The organism is Polaribacter sp. AHE13PA (assembly GCF_019278505.1).
Taxonomy (GTDB): Bacteria; Bacteroidota; Bacteroidia; order Flavobacteriales; family Flavobacteriaceae; genus Polaribacter.
On the sequence record NZ_CP058985.1, the window covers coordinates 1,889,504 to 1,905,436 of the forward strand.

The following is a 15,933-nucleotide window of genomic DNA, read 5'->3' on the forward strand; positions in this document are numbered from 1 at the left end:
CCAATTTACGAAAGTCCTTTGGGACTTTCTTGGTTCGTGTTTTATTTTCTAACTTTAGTACTTAAAACACGCAACTAATCTTACACAACAACGTTAGCCCAAATTAAAAAAATGTACTTTCCTGAAATAGGTTGACTAAAAATTAAACACTTAATTATAGTCACTTATGAAAACACAAAAACAACCCTGGCGAAAAAAAACGTACGAAAAAGCAACTTTAGAACTCAAATTATTCGTCGTTGACCAAATTCAGAATGGACAGATTTCCAGAAACTTTGCTTCCAAAAATATGATGTTCCTAGAACTACTATTTCATACTGGATTAGAAAATATAGTACTTTAGCTCAACAAAATAAAGGTATGAGTAAACTAGATGAAATAAAAAAATTAAAAGAACGTATTGAAGAACTTGAGTTTGTAAAGGACTTCCAGCAGGATATTATAGCGGATATGGAAATCATTACAGGAGTCGATATGTCAAAAAAGTCATTGCCCGAAACATTAGCAAAAGAGATAGAACTAAAAAAGAAAAACATTAAAAAAAAAAATGGCTCTATCAGTGTTTTGGGATCTCTACACAAGCATTCTACAAAAGAATCAAATCCTTCGAAAACAAAAAAACAAACGATAGAATATTAATTAAAATGGTATTACAATATCGTAAAAAAGTAGGTTCAAAAACTGGTGGTATTAAACTCTATTCTGAATTGAAAAACGAAATGGTACACCAGAATATTAATATCGGTAGAAATAAGTTTTATCGCTTTTTAAGACACTATAATTTATTGATAGCCAAAAGGAAAAACTATGTAACGACAACAAATTCTAAACATTTTTTTTAGAAAATATAGGAACCTTGTAAAAAACCACGTTCCTACTCGACCTGAACAACTTTGGGTAAGCGATATCACATATATTAAAACTGAAAAAGGGCACAATTATTTAGCCTTTGTTACAGATGCCTATTCGAAGCAAATTATGGGATACAAACTTGATAATCATATGAGAACATCACTTTGTACAGATGTGCTGGCTATGGCTATTAAAAATAGAAAATATCCAACTAAAAATCTCATTCATCATTCAGATATAGGTTTTCAATATTGTAACCCTAAGTACACGGAATTTGCAGAAAATAACGGAATTACAATGAGTATGACTGAAAAATATAATCCTTACGAAAACGCTATTGCAGAACGAATTAATAGAACTTTAAAATACGAATACGGATTAAAACAAATTCTTAAAAACACAGATATTGCCCAAGAAATAACAAAACAAGCAGTATACATTTACAATAATTTAAGAACACATTTTAGCCTAGGTTTAAGAAAACCTGCAGAAGTACACTTAAATCCGAATATAAAATGTAAACTTAAGATGTATAAAAATTTATCTTTTAAAAGTATGTAAAACATATAGTAAAATTAGTAAATTGCATACAGAAATTTATACTAATAATCTGGTCTAAACTGAACACGTTTTTGAACACGATTTACAAATAAAAAAGGTTATTTATTACGTTATAAGCATTTTAACTCGAATTCATAACCCTGAGGTCACGGGTTCAAATCCCGTTCTCGCTACAAACTTAATGTTAATTAAATCAACGAATTGTGTCTCACAATTCGTTTTTTTATGTCTACATTTTTCTTACTTTTACAAAGAGTACACGATAAAGTACACGATTCCACTATGAAATTGAATTATTCAGAGCCAAAAATCTTCACAGGTGGAGTTATTATTGGAGACTGGTCTAAACTGTCAAAAAAAGATAAAAAAGAAGCATTATCCAAAAGTTGGTACGTCTATTATTCATTTAGAGATCCAATTACAGGAAAACTAAAAAGGCAGACTAATATAAAAGCTGGAGTCAACCTTTATAAAGATAAAAGAAGTAGAATACACATCTTAACTCAATTAAAGGAAAGTTTAGAATATGTTTTATCAAAAGGCTTCAATCCTTATGAAGACAATAGTTCCTTAGCTGAATTTATCGAAAATCTTCTATCTCCCGAAGAAGACAAAATCAAGAATACACCAACACAAAAGGAAACTCCTGTGTATCTTGAAAAAAAGGCTGTACAAGAAACACCAATCCTCTACCCTATTAACACTTCTTTTGACTTAGCATTAAATACCAAATCTAAAGTTCTAAGTGGAATTTCTTATAAAAATTTTAAAAATAGAATTGAACGATTTAAAAAATGGCTCAATGAAGAAGGTTATAATCTTAAAGAAGATATTTCAATTATAAATAAGAAACTTGTAATACAATATCTGAACACTGTATTACAAGCAACAAGTCCTAGAAACAGAAACAATACACGTACTGACATTAGTTCCTTATTTCAAACGTTAGAAGACAATGAAATCATTGAAAATAATTTTGTTAAGAAAATTAATGTTTTAAAATCTGTACCAGAAAGAAATAAAACCTATACTACAACTGAGCAGAAAGATATTTTTAAATATTTAGAAAAACATGATGCAGTATTATATCTTTTTGTTCAATTTATATCTTATAATTTTCTTAGACCTGTTGAAGTTTGTCGATTAAAAATTGGTGATATCGATTTAATAGATAAAAAGATTTATGTGAGAGCCAAAAACAAGCCTGTAAAAATTAAAATCATTCCTGATATATTAATTAAGCAATTACCAGATCTATCTAAATTAAATAAAAGCGATTTTTTATTTACTCCAAATGACATTGGTGGCGAATGGGAAACAAAAGAAAACAATAAAAGAGATTATTTTACCAAACAGTTTAAAAAAGTAAAAGACCATTTTGGTTTAGGTAAAGATTATGGTTTATATAGTTTTAGACATACCTTTATAACGAAGTTGTATAAAGAAATGGCAAAAACAGCAACTCCTTTTGAAGTAAAAAGTAAATTAAAATTAATTACAGGCCACGCAACAATGGATGCACTAGAATTGTATCTACGAGATATTGATGCCGTATTGCCTGAAGATTATTCAAAATTATTAAAGTAATGGAAAGTAAATATTTTGGAATTATTCCAAAAGAACTAAACTCTTTGAATAAAATTATACAATTAGAAAATTTTCTAAAGGAAAATGATTTAATAATTATATCTAATAAATTAGAAATAATAAAATCAACTAAAACAGAAAATCTAGGAGAACGAAAGAACGTAGTTAAATACGATCATAATAATACTGGTTACAAATTTACAGATGAACTTACTATAGAGGTTTATGACTTTTTATTAAATCAATATAAGAATAGTTTATGTAAAAATATTTTATTTAACATTAACTTTGATGATGAAACCTTTGGTTTTTTAGAAGCTAGAAAAAAAGAAGCTGCCTTAATACAGTTCAAAAATCTTTATTCTAAATGGACTAACAATCTACCTACAATGGTCTCGGAAAATGAATTTAATAAATTAAAGAGAGCTAGAGCATTATTCCAAAACCAACTAAAATATCAGTATGAGTTAGTTGTAGCCTTCCTTATTGGGGAAATAAATTACTTTAACAGAGATTTACTTCAAACTAATGAATTGTTAATTGAAATGTTTGATTTTGAAAATGATTTATTAATTTTAATAGATTTAAACCAACGTTTTTCTTTTACAGAAGATAATGTCTTTACAAAAAAAACAATAGCTCAAATAATATATAAAGAATACCCTGAAGAATTTCATTCTTTAAAACAAATTGAATTTATAGAGCATCTAATTACCATAAAAGACATAATAAATAGAGCTTTTATCGTAAGCCTTTTTGATTTTTTTAGTAACAAACTAAGTATAAAAACACCATCTGCCGAGTCCTTTGGGAAAATTATAAATAGTCACTTTGGCTTTACTTTTGGAGAAATTAAATTAAACAGTTCTGAAGGGGATAAACATTTTAAAAGAGTAAAAGAAATTGAAAAAGAATGGGGGCAATTTTAATAATCAGAAGCTATTTTTAACTATTCCCCATAAACCTTAAAAATTCCCACACATTTCCCACACATTTCCCCTTTTCCCTCCCTTTTAAAAGCTTCATTGTATCACGTAATTGCACCTAGTTAATTCTTGTTAATTAGGTAGTTATCTTTTGATGTAAAATCACCTTACTTTTTAACAAGTATTTATTTTAAAAATATTTAAAACAAAAAGTAAAAATGATTGCAACAATTAATTTTAGAATTGATCAAGACCAGAAAGAACACCTTCAAATTTTAGCAGATGAAAAAGGGATAAAAGTATCCGCTTTAACTAGAGAAATTATAACAGACTATTTAAATAGTTTAGATAATCACGGTCTGTATGATCCATCAAAGACAATTGGTGAGTTAATAATGCCTATTCCGCCAATAGACTCTAATAATCTTAAAAATTAACTTCATGATAAAAGATAAAGTTAATTTAATAACTAAGGATATAGAAAACAATCAAAAAAAACTTAAAATTAAAGGTTTTGAATATGGTTGTTTAATTATTAAAGAAGCAAATACTTGGGTAGAGGAGGCTAAAAACAGACCAATACCCAACATGCTTTTTAGTGAGCTATGGTATGAAAATGAGCTTTGTATTTTATTTGCAGACACTAATTTAGGTAAATCTATTTTAGCTGTGCAAATAGCGGATAGTATTAGTAAAGGAAAAGCAATACCTGGGTTTAAACTTGAAAGCCCTCCTAAAAGAGTTCTCTATTTAGACTTTGAATTATCTGATAAACAATTTGAAAATAGGTGTTCTGAACAATATGAAAACCATTATCAATTTAATAAAAATTTTCTTCGTGCAGAATTTCATACCGAGTTAGAGTTACCAAAAGAGTACAATAATATTGAAGAATATCTTTGCGCAACCTTGTCAGATATTATTACCAAAACAAAAGTATCTGTTTTGATTGTAGACAATCTTACCTTTTTAAGCAGCGAAAATGAAAAAGCAAAAGATGCTTTGATATTAATGAAAACTCTTAAAAAAATATCTAATACAAATAATGTTTCAATACTTGTATTAGCTCATACTCCTAAAAGAGATGACTCTAAACCTATTAGTAAAAATGATCTAGCAGGAAGTAAAATGCTAATGAATTTTTGTGATAGTTGTTTTGCTATTGGTAGTAGTTCTCAAGAAGCATCGTTTAGATATATCAAACAAATTAAGCAACGTAACACAGAACATTTATATCACTCAGAGAATGTTATTGTTTGCAGTCTTGATAAAGAAACTAACTTTCTAGAATTTCATTTTGAAGATTTTGATTCTGAAAAAGCACATCTTAAAACTTTTGGAACATCGGACTTAGAAGAAAGAGACGAACAGATGAAGTTTTTAATTTCTGAAGGAAAGAATAATGTTCATATAGCTGAAATGTTAAATGTATGCGAAGGAACTATCAGAAAAAGAAGAAAAAAACTAAATATCTAAGATAGATGGTTGCTTCAGACATATACACAATAGCCAAAGCTCTTTCTAAAGAAGAGTTTATCAAGCTATCCGATATGCTAAGAAGCGATATAAAAAAAAGTAAAATAAAAAAAAGTGAAATAAAACCGAAAAAGAAATATGAGTTACCAGACTTCACTAAAGAAGATGGATTACGTTACCTATTAGAAAATCACATTCGCAAAAATTAAAAAACATAATCGTACCATTCGTACCAATAAATAGGTACGAATGGTACGAATTCAAAAAAATGAAACATAATTATAAATACAGTTTAGATAGATCAAGCAGAAAGTTTATCTGCCCTAATTGCCATAAGAAAACATTTGTGAAATTTATTGACAATGAAACTAATCTTTATTTAAATTCTAGTGATGGAAGATGTGATAGAGAAAGTAAATGTGGTTATTTTAAAAAACCAACATCAAATTGTATTACAAATATTAATAACTGTATCACAGAAGTAATACAACCTTCGTATCACAATAGAAAAGTATTGCAAGAATATTGTAATACAAAGCAACAAAGTAACTTTATAAGCAATTTATTAAGGAATTTTGAGCCTAAAATGGTATCACAAGCAATAGATATGTATCACATAGGGACAACAAACTATTGGTATGGAGCTACAATATTTTGGCTAATAGACACAAAAAACGTAATACGTGGTGGCAAGATTATGTTGTACAATTGTAATACAGGTAAAAGAGTTAAAAAACCTTTTAATCATGTTAGCTGGATACACAAACAACTAAAATTAAATAATTTTGTATTACAACAATGTTTATTTGGGCTACACCTTATAAACAGCATTTCTAAAAGTGATACAATTTGTATTGTAGAATCAGAAAAAACTGCAATCATCATGAGTATTATGATTCCTAATTTCATTTGGTTAGCTACAGGTAGTAAAACAGGTTTTAAAGAAAAAATGCTAAAATCTATTAAAGAATTTAATGTTATTGCTTATCCAGATAAAACAGTTTATAGTAATTGGAACAAAGAAGCAATACTTTTAAATAAACAAGGTTATAATATCCAATGCAGTACAATGTTAGAAAATTTAGAAATTGAAGACGGTGGTGATTTAATTGATTTTTTATTGTAGTACACTTATGTAAGACACTAACACTCAAAATAAATATCACTTTATACAAACATTTAGATAGTATCGGTTTGCGTGTATGAGAAGTATCGGATTAAAAAGCACTTCAGTTTCAGATTGGACTGACTTTTATTAAATGAACTGACTTTTATTAAATGAACTGACCTTTGATTTATCACTGAATCAGCTATTTCTTATACTTGGATTCAATGTTGTAACGCAACAAACCGTTTTTGTTTATTGATGTTACTAAGCTACAAATTTAAGTTCTAAATCCATCATTTCTTTTGGAGTTTTATATCCTATAATTTTTCTTGGTCTGTTGTTCAATTTTTCTTGAATATTTTGGAGTTTATTTACGTCAATTTCATTGAAGTTTGTTCCTTTTGGAAGATATCTTCTAATGAGTCCATTTGTATTTTCATTTGTTCCTCTTTCCCAGGAAGAATATGGATGTGCAAAGTATATTTTCATACCTGTTTTTTTAGTAATCATTTCGTGTCTCGCCATTTCAATTCCGTTATCATATGTCATTGATTTTTTATAAATAGGATTTAATTTGTTTAATATTTTAGAAAACTCATTAGCTACTTCACCTGCTTTTTTAGACTCTAATTTTACTATTAAAGTAAATCTAGTTTTGCGCTCTACAATAGTTCCAATAGCACTTTTATGATTTTTTCCAATCACTAAATCTCCTTCCCAATGTCCCACTTCATTTCTAAGTTCAATATGTTGTGGTCTGTTGTCAATACTGACTTGGTTAATGATTTTACTTCCACCACCACGTCTTTTTTTAGGAGTTCTACGTCTTGTTTTTTTACGTACTAATAGTTTGATTAACTTTTTATTTAAACGAGCTTGTGGTCTAGTATAAATGTGTCTATAAATAGCTTCGTGTGAAATAGACATTATTAGATTATTAGGATACAACTCTTTTAATCTTCCAGAAATTTGTTCAGGAGTCCAGTTTGATAAAAGTCCTTTGTAAACAAAAAATTTGAGTAAAGAATAAGTGCTTATTTTATCTAAATTTCTCTTGTTTAAATAATCTTCTTTAGCACACCAATGAGCAAGTTCAGCATCATATTTATGTTCTTTTTTTTTGCACCCATTTATTCACTTCTCTACCGATAGTTGAACGAGATCTATTGAGTTTAATTGCTATATAAGATTTAGACTTTTCTTCATTTAAAAGAGTCTGAATAATCACTCTTTCTTTCAAAGTTAATCGTCTATGTTTTTTTACTTCCATTTTACAAATCTATAATTTTAGATTTGTTGCGTTAAGTTATTGAATGGAGGGGTACATTGCTCAACTTGTGGCTAACGGTCTTGTATATGAAAAGTAGCAGGTTTTTATAAGCTATTTTTCGGATTAAAACAAAATTAGCAGTTAATAACCAAGCTTTAAGTTTTGCTCTTAACTGCTATTTTTTATATACGTTGTTAGCAAACGTTTTATATCATTTAGTTTGTAGTAAAAGAAGCTGTGCTTGTTCCACCATTAGTTACCGTATTATCTGCATATTTTGCGTAAGGTCTAAAATAATAAACTGTATTTGATGTTAATCCAGTAATAAACTCTGCGTAAGTTGTTACAAAAACATTCCCTGATACATCTGTATCTAAGGCAATTGAGCTATTAGAAAAATCTTGATTCAAGCTATATTCAAAACCGATTTCTATAGGCGATTCTTTTTCTATTGCTGTTACTTGCAATTCTGGTGTAATTCCTTCAGAATTTTGGAAAAATAAATCTGGCTTAATCGTCATTGCAATTAAACGAGTGCTACTTGCATCTACATCTGTACTAGTTTGTATTTCATTTCCATAGAAAAAAGTACCGTCATTCATTTCAAAAAAGCCTCTTATGAAAATAGAATTACCAGCATCTAAATTCATAAATGTTGCATGTACAGGGTTAGGACCTGAAGCTGTTACTGTATTATTATCATTCGCTTCTGGATTAGATGCTGTGCCATAAACAAAACCACGTCTTGTTACATCTCCAGCAATACCTGAGTCTGTAAATTCTCCTGTAACTAAAATATTTACAGTTCCATCTCTGTTAATAAAAAAATCTGTATCAGTATCAGTGGTAAAAGCCCTATCATCTAAAGGGTTCATCGATTCTTCATCACTTGAACAACTATTAAGTGTTATTGTAAAAAGAAATAAAAAGGCTACTTTAAATAAATTTTTAATTTTCATTGTTTTCATTGTTTTTAAAAAGGGCATAATTCAGCAAAATATTTTATTTATCAATAACTATACCAAAAAAAGCATTATTAAATCTAATATTGTTGTTGTAATAAAACGCCAATATAGTTAGATTATTTCAAGGTGTGTCATAATGTTTGCTAACGTTTAGTATAAGAAACGTAGGGCAGTTAATAAGTACTTTCGTTTCGGTTTATTACTTAGCTAAATATAAATATTCTGCTTTTATCTTTTTTCTATAAACGCCAAATTTTATATTTAGCGGACTTAGTTAAAACTCACAGAACTTTCGGTTTAGCACAAACGCCCTATGTTTTTTATACATTGTTGGCAATAGTATTTTATTCAGTATCTTGTTTCGTTTCATTCCAATAATAACTATCGGGATAGATACGCTCTCCAAAAACAGCAGTTCCTACTCGTATAATTGTAGCTCCTTCTTCAATTGCAATTTCTAAATCACCACTCATTCCCATAGATAATTCGTTCATTTCTACATTTGGGACGTTAAGGGTTTTAATATCTTCTTGTAATTGTTTAAGAAGACGAAAACATTTCCTTATTTCTGTTGAATCAGAGCTAAGCAAACCAATAGTCATTAGCCCTTTAATATGGATGTTTTTTAATTTGGAAACTTTCTTTACAAGTTCAATAGTTTGGTCAGGAGAAATTCCAAATTTGCTTTCTTCAAACGAAGTATTTACTTGAATATAAACATCTATTTCCTTTTCTTCAAGAACTAATCTTTGTTGTAATTTTTGAGCAACAGACATTCTGTCAATAGATTCAATGCAACTTGCCCATTTTAAAACTTCTTTAATTTTGTTACTTTGTAAATGACCAATAAAATGAATTTCAGGATTTAACTCTTTTACGGCATTACATTTCTGTTTTAACTCTTGTACTTTATTTTCACCAATTAGTGTTTCACCTTGTTGTAATGCAAAATTTATACGCTCTGAACCTACCGTTTTAGTAGCCAATAATAAGCGTACATCTTCAGGTTTTCTATTTGTTTTTTCGCAAGCATATTTCATTCTGTTACGAATGATTTTTAAGTTATTTATAATGTTTTCCATTTTTAATTACTTTCTATATAATAAATCAATTTATTCAAGTTAGTTATTAAGTTTATTATATAAATTGATTGATTTTATTTTTAATTTCTTCCAAAGTAATATGACCAAACCATTCCTGTAAAACTTCATACTCTTTGTTGAAAAGAACAAAACTTGGTGTACCTCGTAATTGATTAATTGTAAATGAGAATGAAATTTCATCTAATGATTTTAAATATTTTTCAATTCTTTTTTCTAACGCCTTTTGTTCAAAGTCAGGCCATAATTTATAGTTTGGATTTATTCTACAAATAGCATGGATAGCATATTGAATCTCTTCTTCTGATTTACCCATTTCTTTATCCATAGCAATAGGGAAGTCAAACTTATCAGGGTATTTTTCATAGCCATTTTGGAGCATAAACTTTTTTGTCTCTCCAATTAAATCTCCATTATTGATTAACTTTTCTGTATTTTCAATAGTGTTCTTGTCAAAATCTTCAAAAGCTGTAGATAATGCTAAAAACGCCATATCTTCATTTTGAAATTATTGGTATAACGTATTGAATAATGGAAGAGCATAAGAGAAACATCCAGGGCAATTGACTTGAAAAACTAATAAAATATTCAAGTTTTTTAAATTAAATTTGCCTTTTAATTCCTTATCAAACTGTAATTCTAATTTTTTCATAACGATAATATCTGTTTTATACAAATGTAAATAACCAATACAAAAGAATAGTTTATTTTTTGTATTGGTTATCAATGCTATTAATTCAATGTAGAAGTTAATATACTTCTTAATTCTTCTTGTTCTTCATTTGAAAGTGGTTTCAGAGGACTTCTTAAATATCCACCATCTTCACCAAGAATATTAAGTCCTGCTTTTATAGATCTAGGCAGTCCAACTCTCACAATAAATTTCAGTAAATCTAGTTGTTTATGAAAAATAATTTGAGATGCTTTGAGGTCGTTTTTTTCAATTGCCTCATATAATTTTACATTCAAATCTGGAATTAAATTATGAGCAGCCGTACACCATCCAGTAGCTCCAGCAGCAAAAGCGCCCAAAGCAAGTGGATTTGATCCATTAAAAAAGGCTACTTTATCTCCAAGTGTTTTTTTCAAATAATGCATGCGTTGAATATCACCTGTACTTTCTTTTATCATTGTAACATTTGGAATCGTTAACAATCTTTCCAATAATTCTGTAGGCATATCCACACCACTTGTTGCTGGATTGTTATATGCCATAATAGGAATATTTATTTCTTGAGCAACTGTATTATAATGATCAAAAATTTCTTCAGGTGCTAATTTCCAATAACTCATAGGTATTATCATTACCGCATCAGCTCCTTGTTGTTCAGCATATTTAGCATGGTGTATTGTTCTTTCTGTAGTTAGATTTGATACGCCAACCAAAACAGGAATTCTTCCTTTAACTTGCTCGATAGTTGCTTTAACAATACTTTCTTTTTCAGAATCATTCAAATATGGTAATACGCCAGTGCTTCCTAAAGGTGCTATTACGTTGGCATTATTTAGTATTAACCTTTCAACTAGTTTTTTAAATAATGGAATATCGACACTCTCGTCTTTTTTGAAAGGTGTAATTGGATATGCAATTATACCTTTAAATTTATTGTTGTTCATATAGCAAATGAATTGTTGATTTATAAATCTCTTCCTTCTTCTTCTCTTAAGGCAACTCCTAAGTTTTGAAGTTGTGGCGCATTTTCACAAGCTAAATACTTAGCAGATTCATCATTGCTGAGATTCCCATGTCTGTGCCATGCCCATGATGGGATATAAACAGCATCACCAGCTTTCCATTCTACTCTTTTATCTTCGACTTCTGTCCAACCAGATCCTTCAATCACATATAAAACAGTTTCATAAGTATGTCTATGTCTACTTGTAACCTGATTTGGAAGTAATCCTCCAATGGTCATAGATACGTTTTTACTAGGTAAGTCAATAAAATGAACAGGATGCTTTCTCTCTTCTGAAAACTGACTGTGAACACCTTCACCTTCAACATTTCTGTAAATGAGTCTTTCCGGCATTCTAACTTCTGGTTTAGCGAATGTTTGATGAAAATCTTTTGAACTAAATTCTTTTTTTTCTGACATTATTTATGTTTTAAGTATTAATTGTATACAAATTTAAATTACTTTTGGTCTATCAATATGATCCAGTTTAATTAAAAATAGGTAGACCAATGAATAGGTTATGGGATTTTGATATCCAAATATCTTTAAAGGCTGATAAAGCCGTTTATATTCAAATAGTAGATGCTTTTATTTTAGCGATAAGAAAAGAACGTTTGAAATCTGGTGAAATATTACCTAGCTCTAGAAAACTAGCTGATATTATTGGTGTAAATAGAAATACAATAATAAAAGCACAAGATATTTTAATAGCAGAAGGATGGCTTATTTCAAAAAATAGAACAGGTGTTTTTGTTGCAGAATTAACAATTGAATCGAGTCAACTAAATATTGATAACCAACAAAGTCAATTCGTTTTAAAAAAACCTTTAATAGTTATTGATGATGGAGTACCAGATACTAAAATTGCTCCGATAAAAGAATTGGCTAGTGCTTATAGAAGAGTGTTTGGTCTTAAGTCGAAATTAAATATATTAGGATACGCTGATAGCAAAGGGAGTCGAGAATTTAGGAATGTAATTTCTCAAATGTTAAACCATAGAAGAGGTATGAATACAACCTCTGACAAAATTTGTATTACTCGTGGTAGTCAAATGGCATTGTATTTAATTGCTCATGCTTTATTAACTCAAAAAGATATTGTTTTAGTTGAAAATCCTGGATATCAACCAGCATGGAAAGCTTTTAAAAGTGCTGGGGCAATTGTTGTGCCTATTGGTGTTGATAATGATGGATTAAAAATTCTAGAAGTAGAAGCTATCCTTCAAAAAATATCCAATATAAAAGCAATATATATAACGCCACATCATCAATATCCAACAACTGTATCGCTTAGTTTACAGCGAAGATTAAAGCTAGTTGAATTATCTAATAAGTATAATTTTATAATAATTGAAGATGATTACGATCATGAATTTCATTTCGATCACAGACCAATTTTACCTATTTCAAGCTTACCAAGTATAAAAAACTATGTGTATATCGGAACTTTCAGTAAAATTATTGCTCCCTCTTTACGGATAGGTTTTTTAGTTTGTAATGTTGAATTAATCAATAAAATAGCTTCTTTAAGAGAGATTATTGATGTTCAAAATGATTCCATTATGGAAAGAGCAATTATTGAACTCATTCAAAATGGAGATATAAAACGACATCTAAAAAGAGCATCCAAAAACTATATTGAAAAAAGAAGGTATTGTGATAATTTATTAAAAATTCACTTAAAAGATAAAGCCCATTATAGCACACCTACAGGAGGTCTAGCATTTTGGATAAGACCATTAAAATCAGTAAGTCTGAAAGATTTAACCGTTAAGTTAGAAATGAATGGTATTCAGATAACAGATGCTTCTAAATATTGTATTGAGAATTCTTTTCGAGGGTTCAGACTAGGGTATGGTAGTTTAAGTAAAAGTGACCTTGAAAAGGTTATTATAAAACTAGGTCAATTACTATAAATTAATGACTTTGTTATAATTAAAAAATCTAGATTTATTTACCTTAATGCGTACGGTTTAATTTTTTAACCAATTTGTTTTTTAATTATGAAGCACTTGATGTTCTGGACAATCTATTTGTAATTCCGAATTTTTCAACTGTTCTTCCATTAAATTACAATAATGATTGTTGCCATCTTTTTTGTAATGAAAACATGTTAAGCACATGCGTTGTGTAGAGATTACATCTTTTTGATTTAATTGATAAATGAGTAGCATTAGTCTTTCTAAAAAAATACCTTTTTCTAATTCAGAGAAGGAATTAATAGATTCTTTTAATACAGTTGTAAAACCACTTGTTTTTTCTACAATTTCTTTCCCTTTTTTTGTTAATTGAACTGTGAATCTTCTAGAGTCTTTGGCATTAATGGTTTTGGAGAGTAGTTCCTTTTTTAGTAATACTTTAATAGAATCACTAATGGTAGCTTTTGTTAAATCATATTCGGTAGCTAAAAAACTTACATTCAAGTCTTCTTTTTTATGAGTGCCACAGAAAATAAGCAATTGTATTTGTATAGGACTTATTTTATATAACTTACTTTCTTCCCAAAGTAAAACCCTTAAGGCTTTAGAAATTCTTTCTAGTCCACTTATTATTTTTTGATTAACATTATTATCCATTCTGTCTTACTATTATTAATTCTTTTGCTTCTTCAATTTCTATAATTTTATTTTTAACAGCTCTAAAAGTAATGTCTTTAGCTTCGGCATAGGATATAGAATAATTACGTGTTACATTTCTGAATTCTTCAGGAAATTGCATTAACAAAGAGTCATAATATTTATCTAACTCTTTATTATTAGGTGCTTCAAATTTTAGCTTTAATTGAAAACGTCTTAATAAAGCGGTATCAATAATACTAGAATGATTAGTTGCTGCAATTAATAAAGTATCGTTTGGTAACTGATCTATAAGTTGAATAACGGTGTTTACCAACCGTTTCATTTCACCAGAATCTTTATTATCGTAATCGCGTATTTTGCCTATGTAATCAAATTCATCTAAAAACAGTACAGCATTTTCTCGAGATGCTTTTTTAAAAACTTCAGTAATATTTTTAGCTGTTTCACCTAGACGTGAAGATATAATACCACCTAAATTTAAAGTGAGTATTTTTTTATCTATTTCTTGGGCGATTGCTTTAGCAGTTGTTGTTTTTCCACAACCTGTATGTCCAAATAGCAGTAACTTATTGTCAATGGGTAATTTGTAATTGTTTAAAACATCAACATACTTAAATTCTTTAAGTAATTGGTTTAAAATAATTTTATTATTCGCACTTAAATGAATGTTACTTAACTCAATAGTAGTTTCATTTCTAGAATTTAAGATTAGGTCATATATCGCCATTAATATTTTTCTTTTTAAAACACAAAGTTAGTAATCCTAATTAAACAGACATACGTTTTTTATTAGATATATAAATCCAAGCTTTTTTGCCAGATTTAAATGTTTCTATAATTCTTTTGTAATCTGAAACTTCATAATTATCAGTTTGTATGAGTTCTTGCTCTGTAATTTCAAAAATAACACCTTCAATACAATTTTTTTTATATTTTGAAGGAGTGGCAATTGGATGAAATTGTTTTTGACTTATAGCGAGAACATCTTTATCTGTGATTTTAAGTTGTTCAATAGTGTAATTCTCTAGGGTATCTTTAAAACCAATTAGCTTTCTATTGTAAGTCTCTATTTGAACCTTTTCCAATTGAAGTGTTCCGTAAGAGAATAAATAATGAGCTTTACTATGCATAGATTAACAATTTTCCATTTCTAGAATATAATAACCATCTGTTAAAACTGCTTTTTCTATTTCAATAGGAGCAGTTTCTATGTGACAAAATGTACACTCTTTAGTTGTTAATTTACCATCAGATAGACTCTTTGAAACTAAATACTCTTTGCCAAAGGCAATTGCTTCTTCTACAGTTTTGCTTTCTTCAACTAAAATATCGAAGTGCATAATTGTACTATTATTTTTTTTAACGTAGGTATCGTAAACTGAAATTTTCATAAGTATCTTTATTTATTTATTTATTTATTTATTTATTTATTTATTTATTTATTTATTTAAAGTAGTGAGTAGTATTTACTCACTACTTTAAAATTATTTTTAACCTTTTACATCTGCCATTGATGCACCAAAGTTAAGATGCAATACGTTTTTAGTTGGCGTTAATAATGCTGGTACAGATTTTACTCCAGCTGATTCTGCCTCTTCAATTCTAGTTCTGTCTTCTCCAATGTTTACAATTTCTACATTGTCTTTTCCAACTAATTGAATTATGTCGTGTTCTGCGCTAATACAAACTGGACATCCTGCGTGATAAAAAATTGATTTACTCATTTTGTTTGTTCTTTAATGATTAATAAATATTGTGTTGTGAATTCACATTACAAATATAGTAAGGAATCCTAACTATATTACGTATTTATAAATATTTTTTTAAAATACT

General features: G+C 28.5%; 22 protein-coding genes. 10 read left to right on the forward strand and 12 right to left on the reverse strand.

What is annotated here, in order from left to right:
* The first annotated feature begins 166 nt into the window (after positions 1-166).
* The 9 genes from H0I28_RS17560 (at position 167) to H0I28_RS08305 (ending at position 6,528) form a co-directional block, all read left to right on the forward strand.
* A complete protein-coding gene (locus H0I28_RS17560; protein ID WP_254712864.1) occupies positions 167-343 on the forward strand; it encodes a hypothetical protein in 177 nt (58 codons plus the stop codon).
* 17 nt (positions 344-360) lie between these two features.
* Complete coding sequence (locus H0I28_RS17565; protein WP_254712865.1) at positions 361-639, forward strand: hypothetical protein; 279 nt, start codon at positions 361-363, stop codon at positions 637-639.
* Between the two features lie 192 nt (positions 640-831).
* Positions 832-1,413 (forward strand): IS3 family transposase, encoded by a 582-nt coding sequence (locus tag H0I28_RS08275; protein WP_302850278.1) that lies wholly within the window; start codon positions 832-834, stop codon positions 1,411-1,413.
* A 225-nt stretch (positions 1,414-1,638) separates the two neighbouring features.
* Positions 1,639-3,000 carry a site-specific integrase gene (locus tag H0I28_RS08280; RefSeq protein ID WP_218761357.1) on the forward strand — a complete coding sequence of 454 codons (1,362 nt, stop codon included), beginning with the start codon at positions 1,639-1,641 and terminating at the stop codon, positions 2,998-3,000.
* Positions 3,000-3,929: a hypothetical protein gene (locus H0I28_RS08285; protein ID WP_218754071.1), complete on the forward strand. Its 930-nt coding sequence runs from the start codon at positions 3,000-3,002 to the stop codon at positions 3,927-3,929. Before H0I28_RS08280 ends, H0I28_RS08285 begins: the two co-directional genes overlap by 1 nt.
* Positions 3,930-4,144: 215 nt before the next feature.
* Complete coding sequence (locus H0I28_RS08290) at positions 4,145-4,363, forward strand: hypothetical protein (protein ID WP_218731053.1); 219 nt, start codon at positions 4,145-4,147, stop codon at positions 4,361-4,363.
* Positions 4,364-4,367: 4 nt separating this feature from the next.
* Positions 4,368-5,402 (forward strand): AAA family ATPase, encoded by a 1,035-nt coding sequence (locus tag H0I28_RS08295; RefSeq protein WP_218731054.1) that lies wholly within the window; start codon positions 4,368-4,370, stop codon positions 5,400-5,402.
* Between the two features lie 5 nt (positions 5,403-5,407).
* On the forward strand, positions 5,408-5,611 hold the full coding sequence (locus tag H0I28_RS08300; RefSeq protein ID WP_218731055.1) for a hypothetical protein: 204 nt from the start codon (positions 5,408-5,410) through the stop codon (positions 5,609-5,611).
* 59 nt (positions 5,612-5,670) lie between these two features.
* Positions 5,671-6,528 (forward strand): DUF6371 domain-containing protein, encoded by an 858-nt coding sequence (locus tag H0I28_RS08305; protein WP_218761358.1) that lies wholly within the window; start codon positions 5,671-5,673, stop codon positions 6,526-6,528.
* A gap of 246 nt (positions 6,529-6,774) precedes the next feature.
* Here the strand turns inward: H0I28_RS08305 and H0I28_RS08310 are convergent, their stop codons facing one another.
* The 7 genes from H0I28_RS08310 to H0I28_RS08340 form a co-directional block, all read right to left on the reverse strand.
* Entirely contained in the window at positions 6,775-7,644 is an 870-nt protein-coding gene (locus tag H0I28_RS08310; RefSeq protein WP_218761673.1) for an IS30 family transposase, read from the reverse strand.
* Positions 7,616-7,780, reverse strand: a complete 165-nt coding sequence (locus H0I28_RS17705) for a helix-turn-helix domain-containing protein (RefSeq protein WP_218761359.1) — start codon at positions 7,778-7,780, stop codon at positions 7,616-7,618. The genes H0I28_RS08310 and H0I28_RS17705 overlap by 29 nt, the downstream gene beginning before the upstream one ends.
* Positions 7,781-7,995: 215 nt before the next feature.
* A complete protein-coding gene (locus H0I28_RS08320) occupies positions 7,996-8,739 on the reverse strand; it encodes a hypothetical protein (RefSeq protein WP_218761360.1) in 744 nt (247 codons plus the stop codon).
* A gap of 350 nt (positions 8,740-9,089) precedes the next feature.
* The gene (locus H0I28_RS08325) at positions 9,090-9,827 is read right to left on the reverse strand and encodes a YggS family pyridoxal phosphate-dependent enzyme (protein ID WP_218761361.1); all 738 of its coding nucleotides are present in this window, start codon (positions 9,825-9,827) and stop codon (positions 9,090-9,092) included.
* A 55-nt stretch (positions 9,828-9,882) separates the two neighbouring features.
* Entirely contained in the window at positions 9,883-10,338 is a 456-nt protein-coding gene (locus H0I28_RS08330; RefSeq protein ID WP_254712672.1) for a hypothetical protein, read from the reverse strand.
* Between the two features lie 239 nt (positions 10,339-10,577).
* Positions 10,578-11,462, reverse strand: coding sequence for a dihydrodipicolinate synthase family protein (locus H0I28_RS08335; protein WP_218754076.1), 885 nt, complete (start codon positions 11,460-11,462; stop codon positions 10,578-10,580).
* Positions 11,463-11,482: 20 nt separating this feature from the next.
* Positions 11,483-11,941 (reverse strand): cupin domain-containing protein, encoded by a 459-nt coding sequence (locus H0I28_RS08340; protein ID WP_218754077.1) that lies wholly within the window; start codon positions 11,939-11,941, stop codon positions 11,483-11,485.
* Between the two features lie 89 nt (positions 11,942-12,030).
* Here H0I28_RS08340 and H0I28_RS08345 point away from each other — a divergent pair, with 89 nt between their 5' ends.
* Positions 12,031-13,437 carry a PLP-dependent aminotransferase family protein gene (locus H0I28_RS08345; protein WP_218761362.1) on the forward strand — a complete coding sequence of 469 codons (1,407 nt, stop codon included), beginning with the start codon at positions 12,031-12,033 and terminating at the stop codon, positions 13,435-13,437.
* An 81-nt stretch (positions 13,438-13,518) separates the two neighbouring features.
* On the opposite strand, the gene H0I28_RS08350 is transcribed toward H0I28_RS08345, so the two are convergent.
* The 5 genes from H0I28_RS08350 to H0I28_RS08370 form a co-directional block, all read right to left on the reverse strand.
* Entirely contained in the window at positions 13,519-14,097 is a 579-nt protein-coding gene (locus tag H0I28_RS08350) for a MarR family winged helix-turn-helix transcriptional regulator (RefSeq protein WP_218761363.1), read from the reverse strand.
* Complete coding sequence (locus tag H0I28_RS08355; protein ID WP_218761364.1) at positions 14,090-14,827, reverse strand: AAA family ATPase; 738 nt, start codon at positions 14,825-14,827, stop codon at positions 14,090-14,092. Before H0I28_RS08355 ends, H0I28_RS08350 begins: the two co-directional genes overlap by 8 nt.
* 40 nt (positions 14,828-14,867) lie before the next feature.
* Complete coding sequence (locus H0I28_RS08360; protein ID WP_218761365.1) at positions 14,868-15,230, reverse strand: gamma-glutamylcyclotransferase family protein; 363 nt, start codon at positions 15,228-15,230, stop codon at positions 14,868-14,870.
* 3 nt (positions 15,231-15,233) lie between these two features.
* Positions 15,234-15,491 carry a DUF2024 family protein gene (locus H0I28_RS08365; protein ID WP_218754082.1) on the reverse strand — a complete coding sequence of 86 codons (258 nt, stop codon included), beginning with the start codon at positions 15,489-15,491 and terminating at the stop codon, positions 15,234-15,236.
* A gap of 99 nt (positions 15,492-15,590) precedes the next feature.
* Entirely contained in the window at positions 15,591-15,824 is a 234-nt protein-coding gene (locus H0I28_RS08370) for a thioredoxin family protein (protein ID WP_218754083.1), read from the reverse strand.
* Positions 15,825-15,933: the final 109 nt, after the last annotated feature.